At 34.4% G+C, this 12,690-nt stretch carries 9 protein-coding genes; 8 read left to right on the top strand and 1 reads right to left on the bottom strand.

What is annotated here, in order from left to right:
• The first annotated feature begins 1 nt into the window (after position 1).
• From FOD82_RS07280 to FOD82_RS07245, 8 genes are all read left to right on the top strand, one after another.
• Positions 2 to 826: a carbohydrate ABC transporter permease gene (locus FOD82_RS07280; RefSeq protein ID WP_144355775.1), complete on the top strand. Its 825-nt coding sequence runs from the start codon at positions 2 to 4 to the stop codon at positions 824 to 826.
• Positions 810 to 2,111, top strand: a complete 1,302-nt coding sequence (locus FOD82_RS07275) for an MBL fold metallo-hydrolase (protein WP_144355774.1) — start codon at positions 810 to 812, stop codon at positions 2,109 to 2,111. The genes FOD82_RS07280 and FOD82_RS07275 overlap by 17 nt, the downstream gene beginning before the upstream one ends.
• 51 nt (positions 2,112 to 2,162) lie before the next feature.
• Positions 2,163 to 3,461, top strand: a complete 1,299-nt coding sequence (locus tag FOD82_RS07270) for an extracellular solute-binding protein (RefSeq protein ID WP_144355773.1) — start codon at positions 2,163 to 2,165, stop codon at positions 3,459 to 3,461.
• 117 nt (positions 3,462 to 3,578) lie between these two features.
• The gene (locus tag FOD82_RS07265; RefSeq protein WP_144355772.1) at positions 3,579 to 4,496 is read left to right on the top strand and encodes a magnesium transporter CorA family protein; all 918 of its coding nucleotides are present in this window, start codon (positions 3,579 to 3,581) and stop codon (positions 4,494 to 4,496) included.
• Between the two features lie 14 nt (positions 4,497 to 4,510).
• Positions 4,511 to 5,464 (top strand): serine hydrolase, encoded by a 954-nt coding sequence (locus FOD82_RS07260; RefSeq protein WP_144355771.1) that lies wholly within the window; start codon positions 4,511 to 4,513, stop codon positions 5,462 to 5,464.
• 127 nt (positions 5,465 to 5,591) lie between these two features.
• Complete coding sequence (locus tag FOD82_RS07255) at positions 5,592 to 6,158, top strand: TetR/AcrR family transcriptional regulator (RefSeq protein ID WP_144355770.1); 567 nt, start codon at positions 5,592 to 5,594, stop codon at positions 6,156 to 6,158.
• Positions 6,159 to 6,173: 15 nt separating this feature from the next.
• Complete coding sequence (locus FOD82_RS07250) at positions 6,174 to 10,031, top strand: MMPL family transporter (RefSeq protein ID WP_144355769.1); 3,858 nt, start codon at positions 6,174 to 6,176, stop codon at positions 10,029 to 10,031.
• A gap of 184 nt (positions 10,032 to 10,215) precedes the next feature.
• Positions 10,216 to 11,217 carry a zinc ribbon domain-containing protein gene (locus FOD82_RS07245; protein WP_144355768.1) on the top strand — a complete coding sequence of 334 codons (1,002 nt, stop codon included), beginning with the start codon at positions 10,216 to 10,218 and terminating at the stop codon, positions 11,215 to 11,217.
• 43 nt (positions 11,218 to 11,260) lie between these two features.
• Here the strand turns inward: FOD82_RS07245 and FOD82_RS07240 are convergent, their stop codons facing one another.
• Positions 11,261 to 12,643, bottom strand: a complete 1,383-nt coding sequence (locus tag FOD82_RS07240; RefSeq protein WP_144355767.1) for an NAD-dependent succinate-semialdehyde dehydrogenase — start codon at positions 12,641 to 12,643, stop codon at positions 11,261 to 11,263.
• Between the last annotated feature and the right edge of the window lie 47 nt (positions 12,644 to 12,690).

Genomic DNA, 12,690 nt, shown 5'->3' with positions numbered 1-12,690 from the left:
AATGAAGAAAATTCGCTGGGGAGTTTTAGTTGGCTACATTATCCTAATTTTATTTGCAATTATTACAATTTTCCCGTTTATCTACATGATTTTGGGAGGGTTGATGAGTTTTCAGGAAACTACAAAAATCCCACCAACCTTAATTCCAAAAAGTCCGCAATGGGGAAATTTTGCAAAAGTATTTGCCCAAGCTCCATTTGCTAGATATTTCCTTAATACTTTTATTACAGCAAGTGTGACCACGATTGTAAGTTTATTCAATGCCCTTTTAGGAGCATTTGCGATGGTTAACTTACACTTTAAGGGAAAGCATTTTATTCAAATAATTCTTTTATCCTTATTAATGGTTCCTGGAGAAGCAATTATTTTTACAAACTATAATACAATTGCTCGAATGGGTCTTCTTAATACTTATATTGGTTTAGTGCTTCCGTTTTTGACTTCTATTTTTTATATGTATTATCTTCAAAGCTACTTTGGTTCAATTTCACGCACTATTTATAAAGCTTCCATGATTGATGGAGCAAGTGACTGGGAATATATTTGGAAAATTTTAGTTCCAATGTCAAAAGGCGGTCTCTTTACTGTGGGTTTGCTTAGCTTTATTTCTGGATGGAATTCATTCTTGTGGCCATTATTAGTAACCAATGAAGATTCAATGCGTCTTCTTAACAATGGTTTAACTTCATTTGCAAGTGATGCAGGTAGTGAAACGCAATTGCAGCTTGCAGCGGCAACTTTAACAGTTTTACCGATTTTGATTCTATATTTTATCTTTAGAAAACAAATTATTCGAGGAGTAGTACGTAATGACCTTAAAGGATAAAACTACTGTAACTTTTTATAATGGATTAACTACTATTGGTGGTCCAATGATAGAAGTTGCTTATAATAAGTCTCATGTTTTGTTTGATTTAGGAGAAGTTTATCGACCGGAATTAGGCTTAAAGATGGAAGATGAAGATTATGATACTTTAATTAAGTATAAATTGATTGGAGATGTTCCTAATTTTTATGATCCTGTTGTTACGGGAAAAGCTATTGATACAAAGAGATGGGAACATGCAGCAGCTTATATTTCTCACTTACATTTAGACCACAGTAAGGCACTTAACCTACTTGCACCAGAAATTCCTTTATATGCAGGGCCAATTACGGCGCATTTACTCCCCGCTTTAAACGAAAAAGGCGATTTCTTATTGCCCGCTGCTAACCATAAAAAGAGCTACACTCGTAAAATTATTGCAGCTGAATATAAAAAACCAATTCAAGTAGGTGATATTACTTTAGAGATCTGGCCTAGTGACCATGATGCTTATGGAGCAACAGGTTTAATTATTCGCACACCTGATAAAATGATTTCTTATACAGGAGATATTCGCCTTCATGGTTATAATCCTGATAAGGTGCATGAATACTTACAAGCTTCAAAAAATACTGATTTATTTATTGTTGAAGGAACTGGTGTATCTTGGCCAGAAGAGAAAAATATTGGAAACAGTGAAGAATTCACTGGACCTAAGAATGAAAAAGAATTAACTGAAAAAATTGTTGATCTACAAAAAGAGAACCCTAATCGACAAATAACATTTAATACTTATCCCACGAATGTAGAACGTTTGTTAAATATTATTAAGCTTTCACCACGTAAAGTGGTCCTTCATGCTAAGCGAGCTCATCTTTTAAAAGCAAGTTTAGATAAGGATGTTCCATATTATTACTTGCCAGGGGAGAAAATATTTGCGGATCTTGATCCTAAATTGGAAGTTTCTTATCAAGATTTGCTTCAAGATACTAACAAATACCTCTGGCAAATTGATAGTAATTATGATGAACTCATGGAAGGCGGATTGTATATCCATTCCAACGCTGAACCTTTAGGTGATTTTGATCCAGCGTATAAACCATTTGTAGATAGTTTTTCTGAAAATGGTATTGAATTTATTGCTCTTCGTTGTTCAGGTCATGCTGGCGAAGAAGAATTGAAAGAAATCATCAGCGAGGTTCAACCCCAAATTTTAGCTCCGGTGCACACATTGCATCCGGAATTGGAAGAAAACCCTTATGGAAAACGGATTTTACCTAAGCGTGGAGAAACTATCACGCTTTAGTGAATCAAAAAAATTGTTGTTTAGTTTTATTTTTGGGAGGATATAATCCAAATGAAGTTTAGTAAAAAACTTGCTATGGCAGCTGTTGCAGGCCTAGCTTTAGTTGGAACTGCAGCTTGTTCTAATGGAAAGAGCAATAGTTCAGAATCAACAAAGATTCCATCAAAAATTACTAAAAAGACTAATGTGGTCTTTTGGCATGGAATGACTGGTGTGCAACAAGCAACATTGCAAAAGCTGACTAAGGAATTTGAAAAAGAGAACCCTAAGATTACTGTAAAGTTAGAAAATCAAGGTTCTTATAATGATTTGCAAGCAAAAATCAACTCAACATTGCAATCACCAAATAACTTACCAACAATCACTCAAGCATATCCTGGTTGGCTTTATACAGCTGCACAAAACAAGATGCTTGTTAATTTAACTCCATATATTAATAATAAGAATGTAGGTTGGGGGAGTAGCAAGAAATCTGATATTCGTCAAGAATTGTTAGAAGGAGCTCAAATTAAGGGTACGCAATATGGTATTCCATTTAATAAGTCAATTGAAACTTTGACTTATAACAAGGATATGTTTAAGAAATATGGCATTAAGAAAGTTCCAACCACTATGGAAGAACTTAAAGAAGCTTCAGAAACTATTTACAAAAAGAGTAACCATAAAGTAGTAGGTGCTGGATTTGATTCACTTTCAAATTACTATGTATTAGGAATGAAGAATGATGGGGTTAACTTCTCAAATAAGATTAACTTTAATGGCTCAACATCTAAGAGTGTAATTAATTATTATGCAGATGGTATTAAGAAAGGTTACTTCAGAGTAGCCGGTTCAGAACATTATTTATCAGGACCATTTGCTAATGAAAAAGTGGCAATGTTCATTGGAACTTCTGCAGGTGAAGGCTTTGTTAAGCAAGGTGTAGGCAATAAATTTACTTATGATGTGGCAGCACGTCCTGGTAAATACACTATGCAACAAGGTACAGATATTTACATGTTTAATCATGCAAGTGCTGACCAAAAGGCTGCTGCATTTAAGTACATGAAGTTTTTGGTATCTAAATCAAGTCAGCTTAAATGGGCAAATGCTACTGGTTATATCCCAGTTAATAATGGTGTAATTAAGTCTAGTGAATACAAGTCCAATAAGGATCTTAAGCTTCCAGCTAAGCTTGATGATGCTATGAAGAATTTATATAGTGTTCCTGTTGAAAAGAATTCAAATGCTGCTTACACTCAATTGAATAGTATTATGCAAAACATCCTTTCAGCAGCTCAAAAGAAGCAAAACATTAATAATGCAATCAATGCTGGTAAATCTAAATTTGATGCAGCTTGGAAGCAATAAAACTGAATGACAAATTTTGTTAAAGAAACAGGTCGGAGGACCTGTTTTTTTGCGCATGAAAATTAAAAAAATGGTAAGATGGTTAATGTTAAAAAATAAATGTAGAGGTGAGATTGGTTGATTAGACAGCAAAATTTTCCAATAGAAACAAAATATAAGTGGTATGATATTAGTAACTTAAGTGAGCAAGATAGTGAACGACTTCAAGATGAGTTCAATTTTACGCCAGATATTATTTCATATATTTCTGACCGTCATGAACGTCCTCACTATGATTATGACATTCGCACACACAGTCACTTGCTTGTATATGATGTTCCTATTTGGCCGACTAATTCAATTAAACACTTTACTTCTCGTCCAATTACTTTTTTAGTTGTTGGAGAAAATGTATTTACTTTTCATACTGAATCAACAAGTTATGTATTTGATGAATTTAATGATGAGCATATGAGAGAGCGCTTATCAGAAGCAAAAGATGTTACAGAATTATTGATGATTTTTTTGTTATATGCTTCTCAATATTTTCAGCGCGCAGTTACCCAGCTTGATTCAGAAAGAAATAGTCTAGATCAAAAATTATCTGATGATATTAATAATAAAGACTTGGTAGAATTATCTAATATTGAAAAAAGTTTGGTTTACTTATCTAGTTCTATTCAAACTGACTTAATGATGTTACACAGTTTAGATCATTCAAAATTGCAATTTACTAAAGAAGCTCGAGAACGTCTTGATGACGTGCTTATTGAATCTAGCCAGTCTGCGGAAATGGTGCAGATTTCACAACAAGTTACTAAAACTTTGTCTCAAACTTCAAATAATATGATGAATAATAATTTGAACGATACTATGCAGTTTTTAACTGTATGGTCATTGGTTTTAACAATTCCAACGATTATGACAGGTTTTTATGGGATGAATGTTGATTTACCAATGTTCCATAGTGGATTTGACTGGATTTTCATTACAATCTTAATGATTTTATTGATGGTCTGGCTTGTAGTTTTAATGCGCAAGCATCACTTTTTCTAGATTGAGGAAAAATTATGAAAAAGAATGTAGTTATTGGTTCGATTGTAACAACGATAATTGCTTTTGGATTATATTCATGGAATATTGAACGAGTAAATAATGCTCAAGTTAATGTGATTGAACCCAAGTCTAAGTTGAATAAATCTAAAAATACAATAAATAAACCAAAACCCAAGCCTAAAAAAACTAAGGAAAAAGAACCTAAGATTGATTCTGTTGAATATTCAAACCATGTAAAAATGGCTAAGGGTAGTCAAAAAACTTTGGCTAATAAAATTAAATCTGTGATGGGAATTGAGAATAGCTATCAAGTGGCAGTACAAGATTTAACAAATTCTTCTAAGTTTGCTAGAGTTGCAAATAGTAGTAAAACCCATAATGCAGGTTCAATAATGAAAATGTATGTCTTGTTAGGACTTTTTGAACAAGAACAAAAAGGAAAAATTAGTTCAAAAACAGCAATTAAAATCACTAAATCAGATAAGGCTGACGGTGATAAAATGCTAAAAACTGGGATGTCATATGGTGTTTTATATTTGAGGCAAGCAATGATGAGAGGTAGTAAAACTGCAACAAATGCCTTAATTAGGAAAATTGGACGAAATAATATTAATGCAGTTGCTAAGAAATTGGGTGCTAGTCAAATTACAATTTCTGAAAACTTTGACAAAGAGCCATATGGAAAAATCACTGCAGCTGATTTAACTCAAACAATGGTTGGAGTGTATCAAGGCCGAGCTTTAAACAGAAATTATGCTAGTCGTTTCTTGACTTCACTAAGTACTAATCCTACAAAAACACCTTTAGTGAAAAAATTAAACAGCGCCTCTTATTCAATTGGGGATGATAATTCTGCTGTTGCTATTGTCCAAGGTCGTAATCATGCATATGCAATTTCTATCTGGAGTGAAAATAATAAAAAATTTGCTGATTTAGGTGAAATTGTTTATAAGTATTTTGCAAAATAATACTTATAAAACAAGGCTTACACAAGTAAGGCTTGTTTTTTTGTGTACTTATTTTACACTTTGTAGATTGTAATCTTCACTTTGTAGTGGTATAGTATCTATTATGCTATTAAAAGGAGGGGTGAAATTGGCGCAAAGAAGGAGAAGCCTTGATTTGGATAAAATTATTGAGAAAGCAATTGAACTGATTCGTGATGAAGGATTGTCCCAGACTACTTTGCCAGCTTTGGCTAAGGCATTAGGTGTTAGGTCGCAATCACTTTATCACTATGTTTCAGGTAGAAAGCAGCTGCTTTCCTTGGTAGGAGCAAGTCGAATTAAGCTTTTAAACCAACATTTGGTTGAAAATTTAATGGGGCTTTCAGGAAAAGAAGCACTTTTGACTTTCGCTGATGTAATAAGAGACTTTATTTTAAATGATCCGGCACTTTCTAGCATTTTGTATCATTTAAATGAATACTCTGAACAAGATGCGATTAATCAGGAAATTCTCAATATTATTAATTTAGGTGAGAGGCTTAATTTAAAAAAAGATAATGCCATTTCACTTCATGCTTTGATTGGTGCGGTACTAGGCTATGTCTTTTTAGATAAGTCATCATCTTTTTCAAATGAAAATAAAGATGAAGCAAATCGTAATTATCATGAAATGATTTTACGGCTTGTCCAACCAATTGCAGTTACACAGAATTAGGGAGGAAAAGGAAAAGTGCAAAAATTTCTGAAAAACCATGTATTTTCATTAATTGCATGGATTTTAATTTTGCTAGTTTCAGTAATTGCTTTGCCGAACGTTAGCCAATTGACTAGCGAGCACTCTACAATCTCGCTACCTAAAAACGTTCAAAGTGAAGTTGCACAAACAATCCAAAACGATTGGGGTAAAAAGAAAAAGAATACCTATGAAGTTGCGGTTGTTTTTAATAAGGAACATGGCAAATTAACAGATGCTGACAAGGCTGCAATCAACAATACTGTTAGCTATCTGGAAAACCATAAAAAGAAATATGGAATTACGGACGTTTTAGCTCCTGATTCTAATGTTGCAACCAGAAAGAAATTGCAATCAAAAGATGGCACAACTTGGGTAATGCAACTAAATATTTCTAAAAAGCATGGTCGAATCAGTGATGTTGATAAGCAAATTAACAATGCAGTTAAGACGCAAGGTGTTCGTACTTATGTAACTGGTGCAGATATTTTGCAAAATGCTTTCTCAACTTCAATTCAAGAAGGTATTAAAAAGACAGAAGCAATTACTGTTGTCTTTATCTTTATTGTATTAGTTATTGTCTTTAAGTCACCAATTGTTCCGCTTATTTCATTACTAACAGTTGGGGTATCATTTATTACTTCATTCTCAATTGTTACTAACTTGGTAGAACATTCAGGTTTCCCATTTTCAAACTTTACGCAAGTATTCATGGTTATTGTTCTCTTTGGTATTGGGACAGACTATAATATTTTGCTGTATGATAAGTTTAAAGAAGATTTGGGTAAGGGAATGGATAAGTATGAAGCGCTTAGGGATGCGCTTCGCAATGCTGGTAAAACCATTCTTTATTCAGGAAGTTCAATTTTAATCGGATTTACAGCTTTAAGTTTAGCTAAGTTCTCAATCTATCAATCTGCAGTTGGTGTAGCAGTTGGTGTTGCAGTCCTTTTAGTTGTACTTTTAACTTTGAATCCATTCTTTATGGCAGTTCTAGGCAAAAAGATGTTCTGGCCTGCTAAAGAGTTTAACGGCGAAAGTGAAGATAAACTTTGGCATGGAATTTCTGCTTCAACTTTGAAGCATCCATTTCTTTTCTTAATTATTTTAGCAGTTGTGGTTACGCCATTTATGTTAATGTATAACGGCAACTTGAATTATGACGATACTGATGAAATTGCTGATAGTGTTCCTGCAAAGCAAGGACTTTTGATTGTGCAAAAGCATTTTTCAAAGGGAATGGCAGAACCTTCCTACTTATACATCAAGAGTAATCATAAGCTAGATAATGAAGATAATTTAAAGTTGATTGATCAATTAACTAATCAGCTTCAACAATCAAAAGATGTATCTTTTGTAACTTCAGTTACTCAACCATATGGTGAAAAGATTGATGCGCTTTATGTAAATAATCAATTAAATACTGTAAATGATGGTGTTGATGATGCGCGTACAGGTCTTGGAAAATTAAGTAAAGGAAGTCAAAAGGTAACTAGTGGTGCTAATCGTTTAGCAAGTGGTGCTGATCAATTAAAGAGTGGTACTAGTCGTTTACAAGATGGTGCTGATCAATTAAAGAGCGGTACTAGTCGCCTTCAAAACGGTGCAAGTCGTCTTCAAAGTGGAGCTGAACGTCTTCAAAATGGTGCAAGTAGTTTGCAAAATGGTACAAGTACTCTTGCTAGTGGAGCAAATCGTCTTCAAAGCGGTGCTGGTAGTTTGCAAAATGGTACTAGTTCTCTTGTAAGTGGTGTAGCTCGTTTACAAAACGGTGCTGGTCGTCTTGAAAGTGGTACTTTAGCACTTCAAAATGGTGCAAGTTCACTTCAAAGTGGTGCTGATCGTTTACAAAATGGAGCAGGCAGCTTAAAGGATGGTACTCAACAATTAGTTAATAGTTTGAATCAAATGAGTTCACAATTGTCTGCTCAAATGAATGGTTCAAATAAATCACAATTGGCTCAGCTTCAAACTGCTTTGCCACAAATCAATAGCGGCATTCAACAATTAAATTCAGCTTTAAATGGTTCAGTTGACACTAGTTCTCTTACTTCAAGCTTGCAATCAGCACAAGCAAATGCTGCTAAGCTTGAAAGTAGTTTAGCTAAACTTCAAAGTGCTGCTGGTAGCTTAGGTGGTAGTTCATCAAATGCAAGTCAAGCTGCTGGTCAAATTGGTAGTGCTGTATCAAGTGCAGTTGCAAGTGCATTAGCTGACTCAGATGCTACAGATGAACAAAAGAGTAAGGCTGTCGCAGCTGGTGCTGAAGCTGCTCAAAAAGCAGTTGCAAGTGCAATGTCTAGTTCTAATACATCAAGTGCAGCTTCTTCATTAAGTGGCACTATTGCAGAAGCTAGTGAAGCTGCAAGAGGTCTTCAAAGCTCAATGGCTGCTGTTCAACAAACTAACATGTTAACTCAACTTCAAGCATTAAAGACTCAAGTTAACACTTTAGCAGCAGCTTCTAACCAAGCGCTTCCTGGTGCTGTTCAAGCCCTTAATCAATTAAATTCTGGTTTAAATCAAGTTCAAAATGCTGTTTCACAAGGTGTGAATGGTGCAACTAGTTTGAATGCTGGAGCAAGTCAACTTTACAATGGCTTAGGTTCACTTAGTGCAGGAGCAAGTCGTCTTAACTCAGGCGCTGCCCAACTTAACTCTGGTGTAGGTACTTTGAATACAGGTCTTGGCTCACTTAGTGCAGGAGCAAACCGTTTGAATTCAGGAGCAGGTCAGCTTTATAGTGGTCTTGGAAGTTTAAGTTCAGGTGCAAGCCGTCTTAATAGTGGAGCAGGCCAGCTTTACAGTGGTCTTGGTACATTAAGTTCAGGTGCTGGCAGCCTTAACTCAGGCTTGGCACAAGGTGCAAGTGGGGCTGACCAATTAGCAAATGGTGTAGGTCAATTATCATCAGGAGCAAGTCAATTGTCATCAGGAGCAAGTCGTTTGGCAGATAGTACTCCTAAGATTACTTCAGGTATTGATAGAGTTAATAGTGGTTTAGGTCAAGGTGAAACTTACCTCAAGGGCTTAAGTGCCTCTGCTGCTGCTAAGACTTTCTACATTCCTAAGGAATTTATCCAAAATGAAATGTTCCAAAAGTCAATTGATGTTTACTTAAGTCCAGATAAGAAGGCAGCCATGCTCATTATTGTCTTCAATTCAAATCCAAGTGCTGAAGAAGCAACTAAGCGTTCACAAGAACTTAGTGCAATGGCTAAGAAGTCGCTTCAAGGTACTAAATTAGGAAACGCTACAGTTGCAATGGGTGGACAAAGTTCTAAGATTGAAGATACTAAGAATGTTGCAAGTAGCGACTTCTTAAGAACAGCAGCTATTATGCTTATTGGTATCGGAATTGCCCTTATGTTTGTAACTCGTTCACTTCTTCAACCAGTTTACATTTTAGGAACTCTTCTTATTGCTTACCTATGCTCACTTTCAATTAATCAATGGATTGTTAAAGCAATCTTGGGTCGTGATATGCTTACTTGGAACACTCCATTCTTTAGTTTCATCATGTTAATTGCTCTTGGGGTAGATTACAGTATCTTCCTTATGACTCGTTATCGTGAATTAGAGACTGAAGGATTGACTTCACCAAGTGAACGAATTTTGAAGGCATGTGGAATTATTGGTACAGTTGTAATTTCTGCAGCTGTTATCTTAGGTGGTACTTTTGCTGCGTTAATTCCATCAGGTATTCCAACTTTAATTGAAGTTGCTTTGACTGTTATTGTCGGACTTCTAATCTTGGTATTTATTATGCCAATTACTTTGACTGCTGGGGTTAAGCTTACTTATGAAGGATTTTCAGGCTTTAATTTAGGCAAACATAAGCATTCAAAGAATTAAATATGAAAAATAAAGCAGGCTAAATTACTAAGCCTGTTTTATTTTTGCTTTTAACAATAAATTTTGCCGTTCTGAGAGCTTTTTAACCTTAAATAGTATAAGTTTATCTCAAATATATAATCAGCTGATACTTCCTTTCAATGCATAATGTTATAATTATTAAAAATAGTTGAGGAGGAATAGTATGTCAACTTGTCCTAATTGTGGTCATGAAGTTTCAAAAGAAGATCAACTGTGTCCTAATTGTGGTTTTAATTTAGAAAAATATCGTAAAGAATTTTTGAATGATATGCCTAAAGTTAGACGAGCACAATATAGAGAAGAATTTAACCCTAAAAGACAGAACTCAACTGTTCAAAAAATGATTGATTGGGTACGGGCAAATGCTACGATTGTATTTGTAGTAGGTGTTATCTTATTGGTAATGATGAGTTTTTCTAGAGCAGCTGGGTGGATTAGTTTTTTGCTTTTAATGGGATGGCTTTATATTGTTTGTGATCGCAAAGAAAAAATTGAGCAATATACTGCTGACAAGCGTTTAACTCAAAAAATCAATCAAGTTGGTTCTGATATGTTTAACCATGTTGAAGTTCATAGCGAAAAGGTTAAACGTCGAAGTAAAAAGTTTGAAGCTTCACATCCCGATGTAGCGAAAAAAGTAAAAAGTGTTAAGGAAAAAAAGATTCATCGTTTTGGATATATTCCTTTATCTGTGGTGTTAACATCTACTATTAATTTAGTTGTTTTCTTTACAGGTTCAGGTGCAGCGGTCTCAAATATTACTTATACGGAACATTTATCAATTTCCAAAGTGATTTTAAATTTAGCTTCCAAATTATTAGCAGGACAAAATTGGATGACAGCTATTGTTTTATATTTAGTATGGCTTTTATTAATCGTTTTTCCAATTTATGTGATTTTTAATACTTTAAAAAATACTTCTCAAAGCAAAACTACTGCATTTATTTTGTCATTATTAGAAACAATATTCTTAATTTTTGTTGTATTTAAATTATCTGCTCCAGTAAGAGCAACAAGTGGTATTTTAGGGCAAGTTACGAGTCAACTTCTGACTTATGCGGTATCAATTGGGGCATCGATGTATTTCTTAATTTTGATAAGTATAATGACTACTGCTTTGGCAGGATATAATTTATTTAAAAAAGCAAAAAAGATTGAGCGCTAATACAGCTCAATCTTTTTTATATGGTTAGAAATAATTATCTAAATTATTCATTAGATTTAGTAACATCAATGACTAAGTGTTCATTCACAAATGCCATTAATCCTAATTTGCTCAATTCACGTCCATACCCAGATTTTTTAACACCACCAAACGGTAAGTCGCCTGAAGTTACCCAGCGACCATTAATTACAGTCATTCCAGTTTCGATTTCGCTAGCTAATTCTTGAGCGTGTTCAATATTGCTACTGATAATTGAAGAACCTAAACCATAACTTGAATCGTTTGCTAAAGCAATCGCTTCATCTTCATTTTCAACGCAATATACTTCTGCAACCGGACCAAACATTTCTTTATCAAAAACTGGATTATCTTTTCCAAGATGTGTCAGAATAATAGGTCTAAAGAATGCACCTTTGGATTCGATTTCAGGATATTGGTAAAATACTTCTGCACCATTATCAATTGCTTCATCAACAAGTTTTTCTAATTTTTCTTTAGAATTCATTGAGTTCATTGGTGAAAGAGTAGTGCTTGAGTCAAGTGGATCCCCAGGCTTTAAATTAGAAAAGACATTTTTAAGTTCATGTAAAACTTCCTCATAGCGAGATTTAACAACAATAATTCGTTTAGAAGAAGTGCAGACTTGTCCATCATTATAAGTTCTTGCATCACTTAACACATTTCGTAAAACATCAGGATCAGCATCATCTAAAACGATAAAGGGGTCATTACCGCCAAGTTCCATAGTTGACTTCTTTAAGGCTTTTCCCGCTTCTGCAGCAACTGAACTGCCTCCTCGTTCTGACCCAGTTAGAGCAACTCCTTGAATACGATTATCAGCAATTACATCAGCTAATTGATCATAACTTAAATAAAGATTGATCAAACTACCTTCAGGAGCACCGGATCTTTTTATAACTTTTTCAATTAAGGCAGCACTTGATGGTACATTATGAGCATGTTTTAAAAGCATTGGATTACCAACTATAAAGTTAGGTGCAAATACACGAATAACTTGATAAAGTGGGAAGTTCCAAGGCTCACAAGCCATGATAACGCCTGTAGATTGCTTCAAGTAGTAAGCATTTCCTAAAGTGGAATCTAATTTTTGTGGTTTCAGCATTTCTACACCATGCTTTGCATAAAATTCACAAATTTGTACACAAAGTTCTACTTCTTCTTTGGATTCCTTAAGCAATTTTCCCATTTCCAAAGTCATCATTTTAGCAAGGGAATCTTCATGTTCTTTTATGCCTTGAGCGACTTCATGAAGTTGTTTTGCACGAGTTTCAGGTTTTTCATGACGCCATTTTTTGTATAGTGCATGAGCTAAACTAAGTGATTCTTCAATTTTTTGTTTATCTGGATTTTCAAATGTGGCGAAAACCTCGCCGTTATATGGATTAATAGATTCGTATTTTGACATATTTTTCCTCGTTATAAAACTATAATTACGCTTTTATTATAAAACGC

Origin of the sequence: Lactobacillus sp. LL6 (assembly GCF_007570935.1) — a bacterium.
Lineage (GTDB): Bacteria > Bacillota > Bacilli > Lactobacillales > Lactobacillaceae > Lactobacillus.
The sequence above is the reverse complement of the archived record's forward strand: the minus strand, read 5'-3'. Positions and strand labels throughout refer to the sequence as shown.